Source organism: Segatella bryantii (assembly GCF_022024215.1).
Lineage (GTDB): Bacteria > Bacteroidota > Bacteroidia > Bacteroidales > Bacteroidaceae > Prevotella > Prevotella bryantii.
The window spans coordinates 204,751-230,262 of the sequence record NZ_CP091797.1 but is presented as its reverse complement, the minus strand read 5'-3'; the positions used below and the strand labels follow the sequence as shown (position 1 = coordinate 230,262).

At 40.7% G+C, this 25,512-nt stretch carries 19 protein-coding genes, 1 pseudogene and 1 riboswitch; of the genes and pseudogenes, 15 read left to right on the top strand and 5 right to left on the bottom strand.

Annotated elements, in window-relative coordinates; translation table 11 throughout:
- The first annotated feature begins 166 nt into the window (after nucleotides 1-166).
- Nucleotides 167-835 (top strand): hypothetical protein, encoded by a 669-nt coding sequence (locus L6471_RS00755; RefSeq protein ID WP_237797024.1) that lies wholly within the window; start codon nucleotides 167-169, stop codon nucleotides 833-835.
- 20 nt (nucleotides 836-855) lie between these two features.
- A complete protein-coding gene (locus L6471_RS00750) occupies nucleotides 856-1,140 on the top strand; it encodes an HU family DNA-binding protein (protein ID WP_094448591.1) in 285 nt (94 codons plus the stop codon).
- Between the two features lie 79 nt (nucleotides 1,141-1,219).
- Here L6471_RS00750 and aat read toward each other — a convergent pair whose 3' ends face one another.
- The 4 genes from aat to L6471_RS00730 all read right to left on the bottom strand — a co-directional run bounded on the left by aat (nucleotide 1,220) and on the right by L6471_RS00730 (nucleotide 6,577).
- Nucleotides 1,220-1,879: a leucyl/phenylalanyl-tRNA--protein transferase gene (aat, locus tag L6471_RS00745; RefSeq protein ID WP_006281467.1), complete on the bottom strand. Its 660-nt coding sequence runs from the start codon at nucleotides 1,877-1,879 to the stop codon at nucleotides 1,220-1,222.
- A 33-nt stretch (nucleotides 1,880-1,912) separates the two neighbouring features.
- Nucleotides 1,913-4,378, bottom strand: coding sequence for an AAA family ATPase (locus L6471_RS00740; RefSeq protein ID WP_237797023.1), 2,466 nt, complete (start codon nucleotides 4,376-4,378; stop codon nucleotides 1,913-1,915).
- Nucleotides 4,379-4,380: 2 nt separating this feature from the next.
- Nucleotides 4,381-4,677, bottom strand: a complete 297-nt coding sequence (locus L6471_RS00735; RefSeq protein WP_006281469.1) for an ATP-dependent Clp protease adaptor ClpS — start codon at nucleotides 4,675-4,677, stop codon at nucleotides 4,381-4,383.
- Nucleotides 4,678-4,795: 118 nt separating this feature from the next.
- Nucleotides 4,796-6,577, bottom strand: coding sequence for a helix-turn-helix domain-containing protein (locus L6471_RS00730; RefSeq protein ID WP_237797022.1), 1,782 nt, complete (start codon nucleotides 6,575-6,577; stop codon nucleotides 4,796-4,798).
- 134 nt (nucleotides 6,578-6,711) lie between these two features.
- A riboswitch (TPP riboswitch) is annotated at nucleotides 6,712-6,827 on the top strand.
- 129 nt (nucleotides 6,828-6,956) lie between these two features.
- On the opposite strand from L6471_RS00730, the gene thiS reads away from it, so the two are divergent.
- From thiS to L6471_RS00685, 9 genes are all read left to right on the top strand, one after another.
- Nucleotides 6,957-7,154 (top strand): sulfur carrier protein ThiS, encoded by a 198-nt coding sequence (thiS, locus tag L6471_RS00725; RefSeq protein ID WP_237797021.1) that lies wholly within the window; start codon nucleotides 6,957-6,959, stop codon nucleotides 7,152-7,154.
- Complete coding sequence (locus tag L6471_RS00720) at nucleotides 7,151-7,768, top strand: thiamine phosphate synthase (protein ID WP_006281472.1); 618 nt, start codon at nucleotides 7,151-7,153, stop codon at nucleotides 7,766-7,768. Before thiS ends, L6471_RS00720 begins: the two co-directional genes overlap by 4 nt.
- Nucleotides 7,769-7,787: 19 nt before the next feature.
- A complete protein-coding gene (locus tag L6471_RS00715; protein ID WP_237797020.1) occupies nucleotides 7,788-8,567 on the top strand; it encodes a thiazole synthase in 780 nt (259 codons plus the stop codon).
- A 2-nt stretch (nucleotides 8,568-8,569) separates the two neighbouring features.
- Nucleotides 8,570-10,264, top strand: a complete 1,695-nt coding sequence (thiC, locus tag L6471_RS00710; RefSeq protein ID WP_094448588.1) for a phosphomethylpyrimidine synthase ThiC — start codon at nucleotides 8,570-8,572, stop codon at nucleotides 10,262-10,264.
- 43 nt (nucleotides 10,265-10,307) lie between these two features.
- Nucleotides 10,308-11,441 carry a 2-iminoacetate synthase ThiH gene (gene thiH, locus L6471_RS00705; protein ID WP_027453818.1) on the top strand — a complete coding sequence of 378 codons (1,134 nt, stop codon included), beginning with the start codon at nucleotides 10,308-10,310 and terminating at the stop codon, nucleotides 11,439-11,441.
- A gap of 5 nt (nucleotides 11,442-11,446) precedes the next feature.
- Nucleotides 11,447-12,040: a thiamine phosphate synthase gene (locus L6471_RS00700; protein WP_237797019.1), complete on the top strand. Its 594-nt coding sequence runs from the start codon at nucleotides 11,447-11,449 to the stop codon at nucleotides 12,038-12,040.
- A gap of 209 nt (nucleotides 12,041-12,249) precedes the next feature.
- Nucleotides 12,250-12,612: a hypothetical protein gene (locus L6471_RS00695; RefSeq protein ID WP_143007251.1), complete on the top strand. Its 363-nt coding sequence runs from the start codon at nucleotides 12,250-12,252 to the stop codon at nucleotides 12,610-12,612.
- Between the two features lie 92 nt (nucleotides 12,613-12,704).
- Entirely contained in the window at nucleotides 12,705-14,975 is a 2,271-nt protein-coding gene (locus L6471_RS00690) for a TonB-dependent receptor (protein ID WP_237797018.1), read from the top strand.
- A gap of 422 nt (nucleotides 14,976-15,397) precedes the next feature.
- A complete protein-coding gene (locus L6471_RS00685) occupies nucleotides 15,398-17,026 on the top strand; it encodes a DUF6377 domain-containing protein (RefSeq protein ID WP_237797017.1) in 1,629 nt (542 codons plus the stop codon).
- Between the two features lie 13 nt (nucleotides 17,027-17,039).
- Here the strand turns inward: L6471_RS00685 and glmS are convergent, their stop codons facing one another.
- Nucleotides 17,040-18,884, bottom strand: coding sequence for a glutamine--fructose-6-phosphate transaminase (isomerizing) (glmS, locus tag L6471_RS00680; protein ID WP_027453814.1), 1,845 nt, complete (start codon nucleotides 18,882-18,884; stop codon nucleotides 17,040-17,042).
- A 245-nt stretch (nucleotides 18,885-19,129) separates the two neighbouring features.
- Here glmS and L6471_RS00675 point away from each other — a divergent pair, with 245 nt between their 5' ends.
- From L6471_RS00675 to L6471_RS00660, 4 genes and pseudogenes are all read left to right on the top strand, one after another.
- Entirely contained in the window at nucleotides 19,130-20,614 is a 1,485-nt protein-coding gene (locus tag L6471_RS00675; protein WP_094448585.1) for an L-fucose/L-arabinose isomerase family protein, read from the top strand.
- Nucleotides 20,615-20,791: 177 nt separating this feature from the next.
- Nucleotides 20,792-21,343: a hypothetical protein gene (locus tag L6471_RS00670; protein WP_144263835.1), complete on the top strand. Its 552-nt coding sequence runs from the start codon at nucleotides 20,792-20,794 to the stop codon at nucleotides 21,341-21,343.
- Nucleotides 21,344-21,885: 542 nt separating this feature from the next.
- A pseudogene (locus L6471_RS00665) lies at nucleotides 21,886-23,592 on the top strand (Eco57I restriction-modification methylase domain-containing protein); the annotation flags it as partial.
- Between the two features lie 467 nt (nucleotides 23,593-24,059).
- Nucleotides 24,060-25,475 carry an AAA family ATPase gene (locus L6471_RS00660; protein ID WP_094448582.1) on the top strand — a complete coding sequence of 472 codons (1,416 nt, stop codon included), beginning with the start codon at nucleotides 24,060-24,062 and terminating at the stop codon, nucleotides 25,473-25,475.
- The last annotated feature ends 37 nt before the right edge of the window (nucleotides 25,476-25,512 follow it).

Here is a 25,512-nt window from a genome sequence, read left to right as displayed (position 1 = left end):
AATAATTGATTAAAAAAATGCTAAATTTCAAATGATTTCACTTCTGAAAAAGGAAAGTTTTTATTAAAAAGATAGCGACTATATCAGAAAATTTCGCTATTTTTGCAATCCCATCTATGCACTTCTTGGAATAGTAAAGAAAAATTTTGCAATGGTTTAGACTCAAATGAAGCTAAAACAAGATATCTTACAAAGCCAACCTCATCGTGTACAAAAACTATTCACACAATGGGAAAACTATATGGAAGCTCATGTTGCTTTTTGGTCTTTACCTGGCAATCTAGACATTCATACGGAAGCACATAGTGCACGTGTTCTGCTCCATGCACTCCGCATTGGCCATTTAAGAAATCTTAGCGATGATGCCATGACTGCTCTTGCTCATACCTGCATTTTTCACGACACTCGTCGCAAAGATAATTATAGGGATATCGGTCATGGGGATCGTGCCGCTGAATATTATGCGGATTTCTGCAAACTGCAGAGTCAAGAGAATAAAACTTCTATTTCCTTTTACCAAGAGGCTTACGATGCTATGAAATATCATGATCGTAATGATGATATCGGGGATAAAGCTATCGCTGTGTCGCATATCGGAAATGATGAGGGTACGACTATAGGACAGGAAATATATCATATCTTCAAAGATGCTGATGCACTCGATAGATATCGACTGGGGGACTGGTGTTTGGATGAACGCTTTCTGAGAACTCCCGAATCGAAAAATATGACCAAGTTCGCTCTTGATCTGGTATTACGCACTACCCCACCAGACGAGCTCAAGAAGGTTTGGGATCTGACACTACCCTTTAAGCCCAAGAATTCTAATCATTAAACTATATAAATATAATAAATATGAATAAGACAGAACTTATAAGCAAGGTAGCAGAACAGGCTAACTTGACTAAAGCTGAATCTAGCAAAGTAGTTAACGCTGTATTAGGTGCTATCGCAGACAACCTCTGCGAAGGTGACGGTCTGTTGGCTATTCCTGACTTTGGTCGCTTTCAGGTAAAGCAAGTGCCTGAGCGTACTGGTATCAATCCTTCTACTAAAGAGAAGATTGTTATCCCTGCTCACGATAAAATCGTATTTAAGGCTTCAGATAATATAAGCATCTATAGCAGAAAACATCAGTAAACTGAATGTCATATAAAAAGGACACTTCTATTGAAATAGAGGTGTCCTTTTTGTATGTAGGTATATTCCGTCGGAATCATTAAAAATCTTCGTGAATCAGTCTGAGATATTCATCATAGTCAATATACTTAGCGCCCATCGACTTGAGATGAGGAGTTTCTAACTGACAATCGATTACCGTACCTCCTCTATCTTTCATCATATTGGAAAGATAGATTAAAGCGAGTTTAGATGCCGAAGGCTCAAGAGAGAACATACTTTCGCCGAAGAAAGCCCGACCCAAAGTTACGCCATAAAGACCACCTACTAATTTGTCGCCATTCCACACTTCCACACTTGCAGCGAATCCTTGATGATATAGTTCGGTATAAGCCTGAATCATATCTTCACCAAGCCATGCCCCTTCCTGCTCGATACGATTTTGTGCTTTACTGCATCCCTGTATCACTTCATCAAAAGCCTTATTGAACGTAACGCGATATTTTCCACTACGAATAAGTTGCTTCATAGAGTGACTAACATGAGCTTCGCCTGGAATAATGACGAAGCGTTTCATCGGACAAAACCACATGATATCGGGTGCATCCCTGAAACTATACCATGGAAATATACCATAGTTATAAGCTAACAACAGGCGGTCAATACTCAGATCGCCACCTATTGCTATCAGTCCATCTTCATCTCCACCTCGCGGATCGGGAAATGCGATTTCATTTTTATCTAATTCGTATACTGCCATTTAAGGGTAAATTGATAAAATTGTCACGACATCCTATTTCAAGATAAACTTACCATCTTGATACTCGACATCGACATGGCCACCTTTTCGAAGTTTGCCATAAAGTATCTCCTTCATCAGTAGCGGTTTTAACTCTCGTGCTATAACACGGTCCATTTCACGAGCACCATATTCTTGAGTAAAACCACGTTTAACGAGTTCTGCAATAGCCTCATCTGTCAAGGTCAAGGTAACGTGCTTATTTTGCAATTTAGCCTCTAACTCGCTCACCTTCTTCTGCAAGATCAACGATGCCATCTTCTCGTCCATATCGTGGAAGACAACAATACCTGAAAGACGGTTAATAAACTCAGGCTTGAACGTTTTCTTCACGGTGGCAAGCATAGCGTCACCACGACTGACAACACTCTGGAATCCGACACTAGCCTGTGAGGCAAACTGAGCACCCGCATTACTGGTCATAATAACCACGACATGACGGAAATCAGCTTTCTGACCTTTATTATCAGTAAGTTTTGCATAATCCATGACCTGCAAGAGGATATTGAAGATATCACTATGCGCTTTCTCGATTTCGTCGAGCAATAGTACACAGTTCGGAGTCTTGCGAATAGCATCTACCAACAATCCACCATCTTCATAACCAACATAACCAGCAGGGGAACCGATAAGTTTAGCCACGGCATGTTTCTCCATATACTCAGACATATCGAAACGTACCAATTCTATTCCTAACTGTTGTGCGAGTACACGAGCGACTTCTGTTTTACCCACACCTGTCGGACCGACAAAGAGCAGACTCGCCAATGGTTTATTATCATCTTGTAAACCCGCTTTAGCCATTTCCACAGCCTCGACCACCTGAGATATCGCCTCGTCTTGCCCATAGATACGCTCAGCCATACGCTTATACAACGTTTTAAGCTGTCTGTTATCATCCTCTTTCATCACAGAGGCATCTATCTTGCAAGTACGCTGTAATACCTTAGCTATCAAATCCTTAGTAACATACTGAGTAGACTTATCATTCGGATGAATCTCAAGATACGCACCAGCCTCATCCACCAGGTCTATAGCTTTATCCGGAAGAAATCGGTCGTTAATATATTTGGCAGAAGCCCTCACCGCAAACTCTATAGCCTCTGGACGATAAACCACATGATGGTACTTCTCATAATTCTTTTGCAAGCCCTTGATAATAGCTATCGTCTCGTCGATACTTGGTTCGTTAATATCGATTTGCTGGAATCTTCGCACAATACTCTTAGACTTGGCAAAGAAGCGGTTATACTCCTCATACGTCGTACTACCGATAAAACGGATGGTACCCGCTTCAAGATAAGGTTTAAGCATATTAGAAGCATCAAGAGCAGAATCGCTTGTAGTACCCGCTCCAACCAAAGTATGTATTTCGTCGATATAAATGATAACATTCGTCTCGCGAGCAGCACCACTCATAATCTTCTTGATACGCTTCTCCATATCACCACGAAACTGTGTACCGGCAACCAGCGAAGCCATCTCAAGACTATAAATCTGACTATTTTTCAGTCGATCAGGCACTTCACCCTTATTAATACGGTCGGCCAATCCATACACCAAAGCCGTTTTTCCTACACCCGGTTCACCCACATGAAGCGGATTATTCTTATCCTTGCGACAAAGAATCTGCACCGTACGGTCAAGTTCCTTATCACGTCCGATAAGAGGATTATGCCCCTCTACCAGAGGATTAATATGCGTTACATATTTTTTCCAACTGTCATCATCGGCATCATCTTCGGCATCATTAGGAAGAGGCTGAAAATTTCCAAATGCACCAGGGATAAAAGGAATACGAATTACACCGTCCTTATTACCGATTTCGACCTCTGCGTTAGGATCTATATCATCAAAATCCTGATCTGAGTCATCAAAACTTTCATAATTTACAGAATCATCATCCGTATTACCGAAATGGATAAGCGGCTGTATATTCGAAACATCTATAGTAGGGTCGAGTGGCTGAACGAAATTTTCATGAGAAGCTTTGCAACGCTTCATCAGTGCCTTCATGAAAGGCTCGAAGTTACCGAATTCACTGAATTCTAGAATATATTTCTTTAGATAGAATGAAGCCCAAGACTCAGGTAAATTCCATAAACTGATGATAATGATCTGTAAAGGTATACGGCACTCAAAACCTCTACCTGCAGAATTCGCCATCAAAGCAGCATTCTTAAAAAGTTGCGTCAACTGAAAAGAACTCTCCACATTTTCGGGTTCTTCATCCAACATATCAAGACCGTCGGTATAAGACTTTAAATCCTTCATCATGCCTTGAAGATCTACATGATAAGGACGACAAGTCTCTATGAATATATCGTCAGAGATGATGGTTTCAAGCAAATGCTCCGGGGTAATAATTTCGCAATGACTCTTTTTGCAGTTTGATTCAGCCCCTCTAATGTAATATTCTACTAAACCTGAAAAAATAAAATCAGAATCCTCTACTATCATAATTATTCAGCTTGCATTTCTATACGTAATGGGAACCCTGCCTTGTGAGCCATTTCACTAGCATTTGTGGTCTTGGTTAAAGCTATATCATAGCTATATACACCTACAACGGCACTACCATTGAGATGAACCTTCATCATCAGTTCTTCTGCTTCTTGATAAGCTTTATGAAACACAGTCGTGAGTACCTCGATTACAAAATCCATAGTCGTTACATCATCGTTGAAAAAGATAACCTGGTAACGTCTAGGCTCTTTCAATTTAATTCTTTCTTTAATATTGCTGTTTGTTTGAGACATACTTTAACTAATAACTATTGTTTCGTAAAAGTACAAAAATTATGCCAACTCAAAAAACTTTCTCTCAAAAAATTAAGATAACAAATAATTCTTGATATAAATTCATTTCTTTGCATAGCTATACTTGACTTGCGACAGCTTTACGATATTCGGTTGAGGTCATCCCCATAAAATCCTTAAACGTTCGCTGAAAGGTGCGCAAAGAACTGAATCCACAATCTTGAGCAATAGCCTCTATCGTATATTCAGGATGCTCTTTTAGCTCCAAGCAACATTTCTTGATACGTATGCCATTGATAACTTTAATGAGCGAATCGCCATTCATCGTATACTTCAGCACTGCACTGAGTTCAGCATCCTTGATCACTAACTTGCGGAGCACCATTGCACGCGTAAGAGTAGGATCTTTATATAATTTCTCTTCATCCAGATACTGTAACAACTTCAGTCGGATAGCCTTCAGAGAATGCATATCGTAGCCTTCTGGTACTTTATCCGATAAGCTATCAGTTTGTTTCTGTAGCTTTTCTGATGCACGAGCCCCCGTCTGAAAATTTGCCATCTCCCTATTTTCACGTTCAACCTCCTCCTTGTATCTCACATTCTGATCATCCACCTGACGGTTGAATGCTTCATATTCTTCTATCAACTTCCGATTTTTAGCCTGCATAGCTTTACTGTGGCGCACATAGGCAATAAAAATACCTATAAGAATAGCTATGAGAACGAGCACTACAGCTACTATAATATTCAGAATATTACGCTGATTAATCTTTTCTTGAACCTCAGCCCGTAATTGTTCTGTTTTAAATTGCTCCTGCATGTGAGCCGTAGTCTGTAAATATTCAAAAGCCCTCAGACTATCCTTGAGATTACTAATCGTATGAAGTTTAACAATAGCAGCTTTCAAATTACCTTGATGCTCGAGGGCAATACTCTCAAGGCGAAGCAGTTTGATAAAATCATCACTTATCGTATCACTGCCTTTATAAGCCATGATATCCTGATGATACGACAACAACTGGCTGTATTTGCCACTATAAAAGAGGTAAGGTATTATCGCCATCTTGCCTACAGCCGTTTGCGCCATCTTAGTACCCCAAAACTTTTTGACATAGCTTCCAGCCTCAGCTTTATTACCCAAGAGCACATTGATATGAGCCATGTCAGCATAACAATACCCCCTGGCACGATCTAAGTTGACATCGCTTACTTGTGCCAGACTATCAATGAGGCTCTCATGCTTTTTACTCAACTGCCAGGCATCTTCCAGTTTCCGCTCTTCAATCAAAAAGAAAGCAGCTTTACCAATAGATTTAGAAAGCAACAGTTTTGCTTCTATACTAGGATCTATCCTCTCAAGCAATGCTATACTATGCATCATTTCGCGCATACCGACATCACGAGCGCCTGTACACCAGAGAGCCTGTCCTACATTAAACATAAAAAAGCCATAACGGCTACTGTCACGGAGTTCTTGAGCCAAGCGAAGCCCTTGTTTAGAATAATGTGTAGCCACAACATAGTTATTGCGTTGCAACGCAATCGTACTAATTAATTCAAATACCTTCAAACGTCTTTTAGGCGATGCGAGCACACTGTCATCTTTAACTATCGAACGAATCAGTACGGCAGCAGAATCGATATCATTATAATATCGTAAAAAGATTGAGGCTTTTTCTCGAACAGCATCGGCATGGCACATCATTCCTTTTCTCTCTGCATCATCGCAAAGATGTAAGGCGTCTTCTGGATTTCTCGCTGATACCTTATTAATATATGAGGAAAGGTATATGGAATCGCCCGAGTTTTGGTCTAATGCTGTTTTATCCTTATGAATACAAGAATTAATAAGCAGTACCATTAATACTAACAGCACGGTGGTTATAGCGTTTTTCATTACCAAAAAAATACTACTTGAGTGTCATTTTACATTGCAAATGTAAGAAAAATAAGGGTATATCACAAATAATATCATTAAAATTCTATGTTTTGTATTGACTTTTCAAGAAAAAGTGTAACTTTGCACTCGTAAAAGAATACTCGGGGTGCTCTACACGAAGCCAATAGGCTTAACATGTAGGGCTGAGATGATACCCATTAAACCTGATGCTGGTAATTCAGCCGTAGGAAATGAGCAAGCTAGAATAGCAATAGAAAGAAAGTATAGACAAGATCCCGGGTAATGACGTAGTTATATGTCGTTGCTCGGGCTTTTTTGATACGGACTTGTATCATCTTAATCCCCCTTGATGCGAATACTAATCAGGATTAAGAATATGAATATTACACTTAACGACAAGTCACACCAGACCAATGCTGCTAATCTGCAACAACTGGCAGAAGAATTAGCTTTGCCTGCTTCAGGCGTAGCTATCGCCCTAAACTCAGAACTTATTATTCGTGAAGAATGGAATACTACAGCTCTTGCTGATGGTGCAGATATTCTCGTGATAACAGCTGCTTGTGGAGGATGATACAGTTTATCAGCCATTACACCGAGCACTACAGTTATCTCGATGGTATACGCATGGCTCTTCAAGGAGGATGCCGATGGATACAGCTTCGCATGAAGGATGCTACAGACGAAGAGATCAGACCTATCGCCTTGCAGGCTATGCAACTCTGCAAGGATGCACACGCTACTTTCATCATCGATGACCATGTAGCTCTAGTAAAAGAACTGGGGGCTGACGGTGTTCACTTAGGCAAAAAAGATATGCCTATCGACCAAGCCCGACAGATACTAGGACCACAAACTATCATCGGTGGTACGGCGAACACTTTTGAAGATATCCAAGCACACGCTGCTTCTGGAGCCAATTATATCGGTTGTGGTCCCTTTCGATTTACAACCACGAAAAAAGGTCTCTCACCTATTTTGGGATTAGAAGGCTATCGACAAATCGTAAGTTTGATGCGCAAAGCACATATCGATTTACCTATTGTGGCGATAGGTGGCATTACAGCCCAAGATATACCTGATATTATGCAGACAGGTGTAAACGGAATAGCGCTAAGCGGAACTGTGCTGAGAGCAGACAACCCGATCAAGGAAATGCAGCGACTACTCCAACTAATCAAAGAATAAATAAAGCTATCATAAAGCAATGGAAAAAATAAAAATCGCAGACCGTGAGTTTAGCTCACGCCTATTCCTGGGTACAGGAAAATTTAATAATAACCAACAGATGGCAGAAGCCATCAAGGCTAGTGAAACCGAAATGGTAACTGTTGCCATGAAACGTGTAGAACTGAGCGACAAAAACGATGACTTGCTCACTCATGTTATCCAAAACAAAAATATCCAACTTCTGCCGAACACAAGTGGTGTACGCAACGCCAAAGAAGCCGTATTTGCAGCCATGATGGCTCGCGAAGCATTTGGCACAAACTGGGTAAAACTCGAAATTCACCCAGACCCTCGTTATCTTTTACCTGACTCCATCGAGACTTTGAAAGCTACAGAAGAACTTGCCAAGAAAGGTTTCGTGGTATTGCCATATTGCCAAGCTGACCCAACCCTCTGCAAACACTTGGAAGAAGCAGGTGCAGCTACTGTTATGCCTCTTGCAGCCCCTATCGGCAGTAACCAAGGCTTGCGCATGAAAGATATGTTGCGTATCATCATCGAACAGGCTACCGTACCAGTCGTCATAGATGCAGGTATCGGAGCACCTAGTCAGGCTGCAGAAGCCATGGAAATGGGTGCCGACTTTGTACTCGTTAATACGGCAATAGCCGTGGCAGGCAATCCTGTCGAAATGGCCAAGGCTTTCAAGGAAGCCGTCATCTCTGGTAGAAGAGCATTCGAAGCAGGTCTTGGTGCTGTTAATATGTGCGCCGAAGCCTCTAGTCCATTAACCTCATTCTTAAACGAAGCTATCTAATTATGCCACAAGATCATCAAGCTTATGCTAAGCGCGAAAAGGCCTACATGAATGGCCGTATCTATAAGGACATACGTGTGGGTATGACCAAAGTAAACTTGACACCAACTGTGACGCGTGATGAAAACGATAAACCGCACATGACTCCAAATGCTCCGGTATATATCTATGATACGAGCGGACCTTTTACAGATCCAAATGTAAAGGTAGATCTGAAGAAAGGTATCAAGCGAATTCGCGAAAAGTGGATTGTAGACCGTGACGACACAGATAAATTACAAGGAGTAACGAGTGAATACGGACAGATGAGACTTGCAGACCATTCGTTAGACCATCTGCGATTTGAACATATTCATCGCCCACGTCGTGCCAAGAAAGGATTACATATCACACAGATGGCTTACGCGAAAGCAGGCATCATAACTCCTGAAATGGAATACGTCGCTATTCGCGAAAATATGAATTGCGAAGAATTGGGTATCAAAAGCTATATCACTCCTGAATTTGTACGCGACGAAATCGCAAAAGGGCGTGCTGTGTTACCAGCCAATATCAACCATCCAGAAAGTGAACCGATGATTATCGGTAGAAACTTCCTGGTGAAGATTAATACGAATATCGGAAATTCTGCCACGACGTCAAGCATCGAGGAGGAAGTGGATAAAGCTGTATGGAGCTGTAAATGGGGTGGCGATACCCTGATGGATCTTTCTACCGGTGATAATATACACGAAACACGTGAGTGGATTATTCGTAACTGTCCGGTTCCAGTAGGTACAGTGCCTATTTATCAGGCGCTGGAGAAGGTTAATGGTAAGGTAGAAGACCTCAACTGGGAGATTTTCCGTGATACTCTTATTGAACAATGTGAACAAGGAGTAGACTATTTCACCATTCATGCCGGTATCCGTCTTCAAAACGTGCACTTGGCAGACCATCGTCTGTGTGGTATCGTAAGCCGTGGTGGCAGTATCATGAGCAAATGGTGCCTTGTACATAACCAGGAATCATTCCTTTACGAACACTTCGATGACATCTGCGATATAGTTGCACAATATGATACAGCACTCTCACTAGGAGATGGATTACGACCTGGCTGTACTGCCGATGCTAACGATGCTGCTCAATTTGCAGAACTCGATACCATGGGCGAACTGGTGGAGCATGCATGGGCTCGCAATGTACAAGCCTTTATCGAAGGTCCAGGACATGTTCCGATGCATAAGATACGCGAAAACATGGAACGCCAACTAGACCATTGTCATGAGGCTCCATTCTATACCCTCGGTCCATTGGTAACCGACATTGCACCGGGTTATGACCATATCACCAGTGCTATCGGTGGTGCACAGATAGCGTGGTTGGGTACTGCAATGCTCTGCTACGTTACACCGAAAGAGCATCTCGCTCTGCCCAACAAGGAAGATGTGCGCACAGGTGTTGTAACTTATAAGATCGCAGCTCATGCAGCCGATTTGGCTAAGGGGCATCCTGGGGCAGAGATTCGTGATAATGCACTCTCTAAAGCTCGCTTCGATTTCCGCTGGCGCGACCAGTTCCATTTGTCACTCGACCCAGAACGCGCCTTGCAATATTTCGAAGAAGCCGGACACACGGATGGTGAATATTGCACGATGTGCGGTCCTAACTTTTGTGCCGCCAAACTAACTCACGATTTGAGAAAGTTGAAAGCATAAATAATAAAATAAATATATAAACATATAAGAAACATTAGAATCAATGTTTTCAGACGAATTAGCAAAAATAAGTTGGGATGAGACCACAGAGCGAATTGCTCAGATGACTGATAATGATGTGGTTAGGGCTCTCCATAAGTCCTATTGCGATGTCAATGACTTTATGGCATTGATCTCACCTGCTGCCATTCCTCATTTAGAAGAAATGGCACGGTTGAGCCGCAAATATACCGAACAGCGTTTTGGTAGATGCGTATCGATGTTTATTCCGCTCTATATTACCAACTCATGCTCTAACAGTTGCGTGTATTGCGGTTTTCATCGCCAAAACCCGATGGCTAGAACCATCTTAACACCAGAACAGATTGAAAATGAATATAAGGCCATCAAGAAACTTGCACCCTTTGAAAACATTCTTCTGGTAACAGGTGAGAATCCCGCCAAAGCGGGGGTGCCTTATCTGGCTAAAGCGTGTGATATCGCCAAAAAATATTTCGCGAATGTTAAAATCGAGGTCATGCCACTTAGTACCGAAGATTATCGCGAACTGACTCATCACGGCATGAATGGTGTGATCTGTTTTCAAGAGACCTATCACAGAGAGAACTATAAACTGTATCACCCTGCCGGCATGAAGAGTAACTTTGAGTGGCGACTCAATGGTTTCGACCGTATGGGTATGGCTGGTGTTCATTCTATTGGTATGGGTGCTCTGTTAGGGTTGGAAAAAGAATGGCGCACGGATGTGGTCATGATGGCTTACCACCTACGCTATTTGCAGAAGCATTACTGGAAGACCAAATACTCAGTAAACTTCCCACGTATGCGTCCTGCACATAATGAAGGGTTCCAGCCAAACTGCTTTGTTACAGATAAGGAACTGGCGCAGATGACTTTTGCTATGCGTATCTTCGACCATGACGTAGATATCTCTTACTCTACACGCGAACCTAAGGAAATTCGCGATAACATGGCTACATTGGGGGTTACAACCATGTCGGCTGAATCACATACTAATCCTGGTGGTTATCATACGTATCCACAAGCACTCGAGCAATTTAGTGTAAGCGATAACCGTACTGCTGTAGAAATTAATCGAAGATTACACGAAATAGGCCGTGAACCTGTCTGGAAAGATTGGGATGCTAGTTTCGATGAAACTTTCCGCGTAGGATAAAACAGATGTTCACAACTGTTGTTATAACGATGCCCGATAAGATAGAGCGAGAAGCACAACGTATCGTTGAGCTTCTCGCTTCTGCTCATTCGGCTAACCGAGAAGGTCTTCATTTGTCGACCACAAACCCTAAACGGAAATATGCTGACCTCATTCATATACGTAAGCCCAACTGGACTTTCTCTCAAATCGAAGCCTTGATACGAGAGATACCCGAAGATTACTATTCACGTATCGTCTTACACGATCATCACGAACTGGCAATTCGCTATCATCTGTATGGCATACACCTGAATCGCCGCAATCCTGAACCTATAGAGGGATGGCAAGGCAGCATCAGCAAAAGTTGTCACAGCATCGAGGAAATAATCACGTGGAAAAAACGATGCAACTACGTTAGCCTTTCTCCTATTTACAATTCGATATCCAAAATAGGATATCAGGCCGCTTTTACAAAGAGTCAGATAGAGCAAGCCGTTAAAGATGGTATCATTACCTCAAAAGTATATGCCTTAGGCGGTGTTACCTACGATAAACTACAAGAATTAGAACATACGGGATTTGGAGGAGCACTACTATTAGGTGATGCCTGGAGATAAGTACTCTGACAAATTGTCTTATTGCATTTATAAACAAAAATACTTTGTCTATTAGATATTTTGAGTATTTTACATTGCCAAATATAAAAAAATGTATTATTATATTGTAGAATATAAAATAAGCAACTAAAATCATAAAATTAGCTAGCTATTTACCGCTAATTTCGTAAATTTGCTAAACGTTTTACTATAACCAAGGTAGAAAAAGATTGAAAAAAGTTCTGAATCATAGACGAATATGGAAAGCTCGAATACTGCTAGCAGTATTCATTCCTATGTTGCTTCTATCAGTAACTCATATCCACCATGAATCAGAACGAAGTGAACAAGCATGTTATGAATGCTTGCACCATATCAACCATGCAGGTCATATTACCAACCAAACGGTCAGTATAGACCATTGCATACTCTGTTCATTTCTTTCTCTACCATATATCACACCTACTATATTAGTCGCTGCTTTAACAGCAGTCTATAGTTATGTTTGCTTCGGATTGAAGCGAACAGTTATTCTCAAACAGAGGATAACGGGTGTCGGATTACGTGCACCTCCATTCTTTTCATTTTCTTAATACGGCATAAAACCGTACTCATTTAAATCAGTAGCCCATGATATAAAAGAAATCGTGGGACAGTATTACATACATATATAGCAACAACGAAAATGAAAAAAATAATGGTTATGCTCCTTATCCAGATGATTATAATAGGAGCATGGGCAGAACCTATGCGTGAATCTGCCACATTTACAGGTCAAGTAACTGATGCCAGCGATGGTAAACCTCTCATCGGAGTAACAATCTATTTTCCAGAACTACGTCAGGGTACTACCACAGACACAGATGGTAACTTCAAACTAAGTGGATTACCTGCCAAAAAAGCAGAGGTGCAAGTTTCTTACCTCGGTCACCAAACTATCGTAAAAATAATCGACTTATCACAAACACAACACATGAATTTTGTACTGAAAGAGTCGAATGCACTCATCAATGAGGTAGTAGTAACCGGACTTACAGGCCATACCCTAATGAAAGATTCACCTACACCAATCTCAGTCATCAGTACACAACAATTGGTCAGTACTTCGTCAACCAATATCATTGACGCACTCAGCCATCAACCTGGTATATCACAGCTTACAACAGGTAGCGGTATCTCTAAACCTATCATCAGAGGACTTGGAAGCAACCGTGTGGTAGTTGTCAATGATGGTATACGTCAGGAAGGTAACCAGTGGGGTGCAGAACATGGAATAGAAATCGATGGAAATGGTATCTCTTCTGCAGAAATACTCAAAGGTCCAGCTTCGCTCATGTATGGTTCTGATGCCATGGCAGGTGTGATTGTCTTTCATGGTGACCAGATAGCACCTAACCATACCATGCAAGCCAACTTATCGTCAGAATATCAAACCAACAATGGACTTTTTGACTACTCCGTAAACTTCAAAGGCAACGAAAACGGTTTTGTATGGAATGGGCGATGGTCTGATAAAATGGCACACGACTATAAAAACAAATACGACAACTATGTACAAGGCTCTCAATTTCGCGAACGAGCAGCTGAAGCCATGGCGGGACTCAATAAAAACTGGGGATTTTCACATCTTTGCTTGAGCTACTATCACCTTACACCTGGTATTATTGAGGGTGAACGAGGAGATACCTATAGCTATAGCAAAGAATTACCGTTTCAACAAGTACATCACTATAAAGTAGTAAGCGACAACTCTTTCTACATTGGAGATGGAACACTTAAAGCAACACTCGCCTATCAGCAAAACCGCCGACAGGAATACGAAGAAAGTATGGATGAAGCCGGACTTGATTTTCAGTTGCATACCATCAACTATGATCTGAAATATCTTATAGCGGAACATAGTAACTGGAAGATAGCCACCGGTGTTAACGGTATGTATCAGCGCTCTCTTAACCATGGTGACGAGTATTTGATACCAGCCTACCAGCTCTTTGATATCGGTGTATTTGGCACCACAACCTATAAAACGGGTAAGTGGACATTAAGCGGCGGTTTGAGATATGACCACAGACACTTACACAGCTTTGCACTCGAGGAACAATTCGACCAGTTTTCGCGAAACTTTTCAAACATCACCGGCAGTGCAGGTGCAGTATACGAAATACAACCTAATATGAATGTCAGAGTAAATCTGTCTCGTGGATTCAGAGCACCTAACCTCAGTGAACTTGCATCAAATGGTGTACACGAGGGATCTGTACAATATGAGCTTGGTAACCACGATCTTAAACCAGAAAATAGTTGGCAGATTGATGCAGGATGGGACTATACCACCCCTAAAGTAACCCTACAACTATCTCTATTCAGTAATTGGATCAATAACTATATCTTCACGGAAAAACTAGAAGGTATACAAATAGAAGGTTACGACACCTATCAATACACACAAGGCCATGCCCGACTGATGGGTGGTGAATGCAGTATCGACTGGCATCCGATAGAACAGCTACATTGGCAGAATGCCTTCTCATACGTAAACGCAGTACAGTTAAATCAACCTGAAGACAGAAAGTATCTGCCGTTTACTCCAGCACCTAAGTGGACCTCAGATTTTCGTTACGATATCATAAGAGACGGTAAGGTGCTCGATAACACCTATATCAATATCAATATGGAATGTCATCTGAAACAAGACCATTACTATGCATACAACGATACTGAAACCGCTACACCAAGCTATACACTCGTAAATATAGGTATGGGTACAGACTTGAAGATAAAAGGCAAGAAAAGAGCAAGTCTATACATAACAGCAAACAACTTGTTCGACCGCGCCTATCAAGATCATTTAAGCAGGCTCAAATATACTACCTATAATCCTGAAAATGGTAAAATGGGAATTTACAATATGGGCAGAAACTTTGGTTTCAAACTGCTAATTCCGATACTCATGTAATACATGAAACAAACAATAAAAAAGGGAGATTGTCTCACGACAGTCTCCCTCTTTTTGTTTCTTTTATTAAGAAACACAAATTTAAGCGATTTATGTTTAAACTTCAATACATAAAATATTAACTCAAGTAGTCTTTTCAATATAGATCAATACCTTATAAGAAGATTATGGAGCTGATTGTATACATCCATCTCCTGTGTTGGTTGTTTTTATTTTGATGCAAAGATATACCATTTCACATAAAAACAAGCAGTAACCTATAGATTGAAAAGCAAAAGTAAATTTTCAAGGTATTTAAACAGTTGATAATAAACATTTTAGAATATAAATACATGAAATAAGATAGTAATTGTAAATACTGATAATTTATTTGGTAATAATTGGAAATATTAGTATCTTTGCCAAAAATAATTCAATTTCTTATGTTTCGAAACATATTTGTTATCATTATATACCTCACCATGTCTATGTCTGGGATAGCACAGACCTTCGATATAGACAAAGATCTTGATCGCTTGGATAACGTCGTATCCAAGGCCAAGTGGTATTACGCCGACAAGGAAAAAGAAATAGGAAAACTTAAGTTGCAGAATACAACATCATATGGTGACCAAGACCTATATACTTACCTGCTATCAATTACAGATGCATATCTAAAATATAACAGTGACTCTGCTCTATATTATGCCAACCAATGCCATCAAATCGCATTGAGTGACAAACAAGCAGAAGAAATACTCGACATAGAACTCCGTCTTATATTAATACATATATATAGAGGTGAGATTGACCAGGCTATGCATATGCTAGCCCAAAAAGGAGATATAAAAAAGGCGCCTATACCGTGCCAACAATTAATGGCCATCATATCAATCGAACTAGAAGGCAGATACCTGGGAAGAAAATATCCTCTGTTCTCAAAAGCCTTCAAACTGCATAGTAAAAAGATTTGGAGCAAATACGGCCAGTATATATCTAAGGATAACTGGCTGTACTATTACTATCGAAACTTTTACCTAGGAGATGTCAGCAAATCTACCTTACAAAAACTGCTTCAAAAAGCCCGCCCCAATACCATACAGGCAGCAATGCTTAACATCGCTCTAAGCAAAATATACAGACAAGAAAAAAATCAAAATGCATACGCTCACTATTTGATAGAATCAGCTATTAACGATATCACCAGTAGCAACCGTGAAGCTATGTCACTTCTCTTTCTACTGAAGACGCCTTATATAGAGCAAGGTAGTAGTAGAGCTGCTGAATATGCGCTACTCTGCACTGACAATGCCACTTCTTTTCATGACGGCTTGCGAAGTTTGGACATTGTCAAGGCCCACTCTATCATTACCCGAAAATACGAGGAAAAGATGAAACGCAATGAGAAATATCTGGTTACAGGTATTATTCTGCTTTTTCTTACCTTAATTGCTATCATCATTCTCTCTTATCTCATGTATCTACGAGCTCAAAATCGAAAGATAATGGTCGATGATATGCAAAGAATGAATCGCTCATTACACTACTCTATCGATTCTGAACGCCAACTTCAGGAGAAGCTGAAAATTAATAATCGTAAACTGCTAGAAGAAATCAAAAAAAGAAACAGAAACTTCATCGAGGTATATAGACTGATTACTAATTATCTCGGCGATATCGACGAATTCAAAAAAGGCGTCTATAATCTGCTGATTACAGGACAAATCGAAAAAGCAAAAACGATGCTTACCTCATCAGGTAACCTCGAGAAATATCTCCAAAATTTCTATTACCAGTTTGATATTGCTTTCCTCGATTCACATCCTGATTTCGTGATGCGCTTTAATGCACTGCTGAAACCTGAAGCACAAATCAAACAGCCCAAACCAAATATACTTACTGTAGATCTACGCATTTATGCCCTTATCAGCATGGGTATAACAGACAGTGTATCTATCGCCAGCTTCCTGCATTTCTCAGTACAGACCGTATACAACTATCGCTCCAAGATACGAAAAAGTGCTATCAGTCCGGCTGACTTTGCCGAACAAATAGCACAATTATATAGTTAATATCTTAAAACTCTTACTCTACAGTAACCGACTTCGCCAAGTTACGAGGCATATCCACATTCAGGCCCTTATCTACAGCGACATAATAAGAGAGTAGCTGCAAAGGAATAACACTCAATAATGGCACCAACCAGTTAATGGTAGATGGCACATAGATAATTTCGTCGGCTATCTTGCTAATCTCTTCATCACCCTCTGTAGCGACAGCGATGATATTACCACCACGAGCCTTTACTTCCTGCATGTTACTGATAATTTTCTCGTAACCCTCATGGTGTGTAGCAATAAAGAGACAAGGCATATCAGCATCAACCAAGGCAATCGGACCGTGCTTCATCTCTGCAGCAGGATATCCCTCAGCATGAATATAACTGATTTCTTTCAACTTCAAAGCTCCTTCGAGCGCTACAGGATAATTCCATCCACGCCCCAAGTACAAGAAGTTATGAGCATAGGTAAATCGACGAGCCAAATGCTCTATCGCATCATCCTGCTCCAAGATTTTCTCTATCTTCTCAGGAATAACCTGCAACTCCTCTACCATCTCCTTATAACGCTTGTCATCAAGCTTACCATTAGCCTTACCTAATGCCAAAGCGAGCATTTCGAAACAAAAGACCTGACCTGTAAAGGCTTTCGTAGAAGCCACGCCAATTTCTGGTCCTACATGGATATAAATACCCGTATCTGTCTCTCGAGCAATACTACTACCTACAGCGTTGACAATACCGAAAATCATACAACCATTATCCTTAGCCAAGCGGATAGCAGCCAAAGTATCGGCAGTCTCACCAGACTGAGACACAGCGATAACCACATCATCTGGATAAAGTACCGGGTTACGATAGCGGAACTCTGAAGCATAATCTACCTCTACCGGAATACGACAGAACTCCTCGATGAGCTGCTTGCCGATAAGACCAGCATGCCATGAAGTACCACAAGCCACAATAATAAAACGGCGAGCATGCAACAGACGACTACCGAAATTATCCACTGCAGATAGTTTGATTTCATCATCTACAATACGTCCACGCATACAGTCACGCATACAGTCAGGCTGATCATGAATCTCCTTCAACATAAAGTGAGGATAACCACCCTTACTCAGCATATTGATATCCAAGTCTACATGCTTTACCACAATCTCAGCCTGCGTCTCGTCGAGATTATAAATCTGCAAATCCTTGCCACACTCGATACAAGCCACCTGCTCATCGTCTACATACACCACATTTTTCGTATATTCCACGATAGGAGTCGCATCACTGGCGATGAAAAATTCCTCATTATTCTGACCTACACCGATCACCATAGGCGAACCCTTACGAGCCGCTACAATCTGATTAGGACAATTCTTATCGACGACCACGATAGCATACGCACCAATACATTTGCGCAAGGCATTAGTTACAGCCTCAAGCAAATTAAATCCGTGCTCATCGATACCGAACTGAATAAGCTGAACCAGCACTTCAGTATCTGTATCACTCTGAAAATGATACCCCTTAGCTTTGAGTTGCTCACGCAATACCGCGTAATTCTCGATGATACCATTATGCACTATCGCAAGGTTACCACTCTCAGATACATGAGGATGCGCATTACGAACAGAAGGTTCACCATGAGTAGCCCATCGTGTATGAGCGATACCGATAGAACCCGAACAATCTTTATCAGCTGCTACCGTTTCCAAATCGGCCACCTTACCCTTCGCTTTATAAATATTAAGTTCATCTTTCTGGTTAAGCAAAGCTACACCAGCGGAGTCATAACCACGATACTCTAGGCGATGCAATCCCTTTATCAAAATTGGGAAAGCATCTCTATTACCTATATATCCAACTATTCCACACATAGTTACATTCTTTTAATTTCTATCTTTATTAAACTTTTGTATCCAAAAGTAAACACAAAGATAATGCTTTTTCACCGGATACACCACTTTTTCATATAAAAAGTGTCCTTTAACCAATTTTACACTATTTTTATTTGGTGTAATTCATATAATCATTTATCTTTGCAACAAGATTTACAACCTATGAATTTTGTATCTAAGCAATTTTTCATACTAAGTATATATATTACAAAAACATTAAATATATGGTATCTAATAACATTCCTACAGTGAAGCTCGGTATTATTGCCGTAAGCCGTGACTGTTTCCCTATCGCACTGTCAACTCAGCGTCGTGAAAACATTGTAAAAGAGTATAAAGGCGAAATTTTCAACTGCCAGACTACAGTAGAAAATGAAGCTGATATGAACAAAGCTGTTGAAGAAGTAAAGGCAGCTGGTTGCAACGCACTCGTTGTATTCCTTGGTAACTTCGGTCCTGAGACCCCAGAAACTCTTATCGCAAAGAAGTTTGACGGTCCTTGCATGTTTGTTGCAGCTGCAGAAGGCGATGGCGACATGATCAATGGTCGTGGTGATGCTTATTGTGGTATGCTCAACTGCTCATACAACCTTGGCATGCGTCACTTGAAGGGTTTCATTCCTGCTTATCCTGTAGGTACAGCTAATGAAATCGCTAAAATGATTGAAGACTTCATTCCTGTAGCTCGCGTAATCTTGGGTCTTAAAGGTTTGAAGATTATCACTTTCGGTCCACGTCCTCAGGACTTCTTCGCTTGTAACGCTCCTATCAAGGGTCTTTATGAACTTGGTGTAGAAATCGAAGAGAATTCAGAGCTCGACCTTCTTGTAGCTTATCGTGAGCACGCTAACGATCCACGTATCGCTGACGTTTGCGAGGATATGCGTAAGGAAATGGGCGAAGGCAAATATTACGAAGAATTGCTCGCTCGTATGGCACAGTTTGAGTTGACATTGCTCGATTGGGCTGAAGCTCACAAGGGTGACCGTCAGTATGTAGCATTTGCAGACAAGTGCTGGCCAGCATTCCCAAGTCAGTTTGGTTTCGAGCCTTGCTATGTTAACTCTCGTCTTGTTAGCCGTGGTATTCCTGTAGCATGCGAGGTAGATATCTATGGTGCGCTCTCTGAGTACATCGGTATGTGTGCAAGCGATGACACCGTTACATTGCTCGATATCAACAACTCTACTCCACAGTACATCTACGATGAGGACATCGTACCTAAGTATGGTCAGAAGTATAGTCTTACAGATACATTCATGGGCTTCCACTGTGGTAACACTCCTTCTTGCAAGATGTGTTCTAACCGTGCTATCAAGTTCCAGCTTATCCAGAACCGCTTGCTCGAGAATGGTTGCACACCAGACTTCACACGTGGTACACTTGAGGGTGATATTGCTGCTAGCCCTGTTACATTCTATCGTCTGCAGTGTGATTCAGAGGGTAACCTCCGTTCTTACATCGCTGAGGGTGAGGTACTTGATGTTCCTACACGTTCATTCGGTGGTATCGGTATCTTCGCTATTCCAGAGATGGGTCGTTTCTATCGTCACGTATTGATCCAGAAGGGTTATCCACACCACGGTGCTGTAGCCTTCAATCATGTTGGTCGCATCCTCTTCGACGTATTCAAGTACCTCGGTATCAAGGATGTTGCTTACAACCAGCCTAAGAGCTTACCTTACCCAACAGAAAATCCTTGGGCTTAAGGTCTGCTTTTCAACAAAGAATACTTTGTCGAAACCAAATAAACATCAACTAGGAGTGTCAGTTTTTGACACTCCTTTTTATATGACCACTATATGTATATAAAGAAAATATTAATTATACTCATTAACATACTCATATGTTTGCACATGCAAGCACAAAAGAAGAAAAATCCATATATGAATCTTACTTATAGCACCCCAACGATAGAAGCTATAGAAGGGAAATTACCATATATGTTTGATGAAAAGATAAAGACTTCTCTTGATTGTTCCAAGGCTATATATATGCCCAAAAAGATAAAATATGACCCGTATGGAAATAAATTATCTGCACCAAAAATTACAGGAAGCAGCTTCCATATTTTTCTTGGAAAATACAAAAGGGATAAGGATTGGGCAGAGAAGTCCTTATCATACTTCTGTGAACATTTTAATGAAAAATCATCTAACATCATTACCTGCGTTGATTGCGATACGACCAATTATGAACTTGTCATAAGAGTATTAGAAGTCTATAAGAATGGTTATATCAAGGCACATGTTATTTTAAAGGATACGAAAACAGACAAGGAACTTTGTTACTTTGAAGTAAATAGTAAAGATGGTGATACAGATGACGAAATAACACTCAGAGATCAGATGAAGGATATTGGAGATACTATAGGCTCCATAATGACAACAATACAGAAATATGAGGCAAAGCAAATGAGAAAAAATAAAACGCACTAATCCAAGAGTACCTCTACTCTACTATATAATAATGACTTAGCCTACATACATTACCGTATAGTAATGTATGTAGGCTAAGTCATTATTGCTAATACCAAGAATACGGATACTTCTACGAGCTCTCATCACGCAGCAATACACTAAGGTATCAACAAAAATAACCTCACTTCACTGAAAATACGGATAAGCAACAAGACTAAGAAATGATAAAAGGATTATTGCAAAACCTGGATTTGTTTTGCAAATTTCTTCATCTCTTTCTAAGAGATGGATTATTGAGTACAAAGGTACTCTTATTATAAGCAGTTTACCTCAAAAGATATTGAAAGTGACTTAGACGAGTCTGGCACTTTTACAGCATTTAACATTCCATATACCCGAACCGTTTTTCAAGCACTTCAAGAAATAAAATATCTTGATGATAATGATGGTATTGTCGATGCACAAAGGTTACCAGATGATTTCCGTAAAGAGGTGACCAATGTGCTCGTCAGCATCGTTTCTTCCATTGGTGCGTAGAGTTTCCTGAAGTCTTCGCATATGATGGAGGCTTTGATGTAATGTGTGGAAACCCACCTTGGGATAAGCTGCAAATGGAAGACGAAAAATGGTTTGTTGGAAAAAATATGGATATAGTAAATGCAGCAAACCAAAGTGTTCGTAAAAAAAAGATTGCGGAATTAGAAGAAAAGAATCCTTTATTGTATGAAAATTATATAAGTGCCTATACAGACATCTCAAGTCAAAGTAATTATGTAAAAAATTCGGGACGTTTCCCTCTAACTGCATGTGGGAAAATAGACTTGTATCCATTGTTTGCAGAACTTTGTCTAAGATTCTCCAAAGAATCTTGGGGCTTGGTTCTTCCAACGGGTATTGCTGTCAATGACAGCAGCAAAGCTTTCTTTTCAAAACTCATTGATGAGAACAGACTGATATCTCTCTATGATTTCGAGAATAGAGAAAAGCTATTTGATATCGATTCAAGGTTTAAGTTCTGTCTCTTGACTGCTGGAAAAGCACAAGAAGCGCCACGAGAGGTAAGTGGTGGATTCTACCTTACACGCTTGGATCATTTACTTGACCCTCGCAGAATCTATTCATTGCAGACTTCCGACTTTGCGAGACTGAATCCAAACACTAAAACTTGTCCTGTGTTCCGCACTAGCCGTGACGCGAAACTTACAGCAAAAATATATAGGAATTCTACTATTTTACTCAACGAGCAGAATGGAGAAAACCCATGGAGCATAAGATTTGGAAGTATGATACATATGTCCAATGATTCACATCTCTTCCGTACTTACGCACAACTTATGGAATCAGGTGCAAAATATGAAGCTCCTAATTTCAATCTTGATGGAGAAATCTATGTGCCACTCTACGAAGGTAAGATGATTTGGCACTACAATCATCATTATGGCACATGGCCAACAGAAGGAGATCGCCCAAACACGATTGACACTCCAGCGATTGAAGAATTGTCAAATTCCTCATCTTGTATCATGCCTTGGTATTGGGTGCCAATGTCTGAGGTAAAAAATAGATTGGTAAAGACAGACCGTCAAGGGAATGTCATTTGGAAGTGGAAGCATAAGTGGATAATTGGATTTAGAGATATAACAAATGCGACAAATGAACGCACATTCATTTGTTCGCCTATTCCAGACGCCTTTGGCGTCGGGCATAGTGCCACACTCCTCTTCGCGGAGTGTGGCACTATGCCCGGAGCAATACTTTTAGGCTTGATGTCTTCAATACCTTTTGATTATGTTACAAGGCAGAAAATAGGCGGTAGTCATGCAAGCATAGGTTTTGTTAAGCAGTTCCCTGTTCTCACGCCAAATCAGATAACAGAAGAGTGGCGTTTTGAGATAGTAAAGCGAGTGGCAAAACTTTGCTATTTCAACCATGATCTTGACGGTTGGGCAGAAGAACTGTGGGATGAACTTACTCCAGAACAACGTGCAGAGTTACCGCAACTTGGCAATAAAGAACCATTCATCTATAATCCCGAGAAGCGTGCTATATGGCAAGCAGAATTGGATGCCATCTTTGCCCACCTCTATGGTCTCACAACAGAAGATCTCCGCTACATTCTCGACCCAGAAGATGTATGTGGTGAGGGCTGCATCAATGAGACTTTCCGCGTCTTAAAAGACAACGAAATCCGACAGTATGGTGAATATCGCACCAAGCATCTCGTCATGGATGCATGGTATAAATTTGGTTATGACAGAGGATTATGAGGCGCTTGAGAGAAAAAAAAGAGAATTATTTCCAACAATGCATGGAAATCATTTCGTCAAAAAGTTCGTTCTCGAAGAAAAAAAGAGGGCAAAAAGACAAATGCTACATGGGGTTTCAAGGAATAAAATTAAACAACGGGAACTATCTTACTATGACATGTGAATTCTCATGCTTATACTATGCTCGCAACCAATGAGAATGTTGCTTGCATTGATAAATGCGAATGAAGTATTTTGGGCGGAAACAGCCAAAATAATCAAGTTTCCGCCCAATATAAGTAACAATCTTGCGCCTATATTTGTGGTAAAATATGATTTATTTCGGGCGGAAACACAAAAAAAATGCAAGTTTCCGCCCGAAATAAATCTTATTTAAAATATTCTTTGTATCTTTGTATCAGCAATTTATGATAGAATCATAATATTTCTACCCTTTATTTTTTGAATCGACAAAATACAAGGTCAAAATGGAAAGAATTATTAGTAGGGAATCGGAATTAGAAAGACTTTCTGACTACTTTAAGTCAGGAAGGAGTGAATTCATAGCCTTATATGGTCGTCGCCGTGTTGGCAAGACCTTTCTTATCCGTAGTTTCTTCAAGGATCAATTTGACTTCTACGCAACAGGAGTCATTGACGGGTCACGAGAAACAGAGATGGAGGCTTTCCATAATGCATTGGTACGCTATGGTCACAAAGGAGACAAAGCATCCTCATGGATTGAGGCTTTTACACAACTTGCAGAACTCTTGGAGAGGAAAAACAAAAATCGCAAGCGTCGTCTGACTGTGTTCATTGATGAATTGCCTTGTTTCGATACGCGTCGTTCTGGATTTCTACAAGCATTGGATTTATTTTGGAACAGTCGTGCCTCATGGTTAGATAACATTTACTTGGTTGTATGCGGTTCTGCTACCTCATGGATGATGCGCAATATTGTCAACAACAAGGCAGGACTCCATAAGCGTACCACACACACCATGCACCTACGTCCTTTTTCTCTTGGACAAACAGAGGAATATCTAAAAAGCAGGAAATTCCGTTGGCCAAGAATTGCCGTATTGCAGGCTTATATGGTGCTTGGTGGAGTACCATACTATTTGAGTCTGCTTGATCCGAAGAAAAATGTGCCAGACAACATAGATTCTCTTTTCTTTTCAGCAGAGCCTGAACTGGAGAATGAATACCAGAGACTCTTCAACTCTCTTTTTAAGAATGCTGATTCATATATGGAAATTATACGACTGCTCAGCACACGTCGAGATGGTTACACTCGTTCAGAGATAGCGAAAGAGTTGAAGATTGCAGACAATGGCCATCTTAGTGACATGTTGGATGATTTGGAGCACTGTGACTTTATTCGCCGCTATAACAATGGCTCATTGCAGAAAAACGGAATCTACCAGTTGATAGATTTTTTCTCTCTATTCCACTATCGTTTTGGAACTCGCAGAGTGACGGATGAACATTTCTGGCGCAACACACTCGGTACGCCCGAACAAAACAATTGGTATGGTCTTACTTTCGAACGTGTTTGTCTGTGGCATGTAAGACAGATCATACATGGTTTGAGGCTTGATGCTATCAGACATGAATACTATGCATGGCGCAGTCAGAAAAGCCGACCTGCCGTCCAGATAGACTTGGTAATAGACCGTGCAGACGGTATTGTGACTATCTGTGAGATGAAATACTCAAAGGATGACTACACTCTTAATGAGACTGAATACAGAAACATCGTCCGTCGCATGGAAACTTTTCAAAAGGAAACAGGGCACAAAGGCGGGGTGCAGGTAAGCCTCGTAACGACATACGGGCTAAATGAGAATATGTATTCGGAAATCTCTCCGATACCTATTACCATGGACGAATTATTTGGATAAAAATGAAGGACTATGTAACCAGTATATTTGCAGTTAA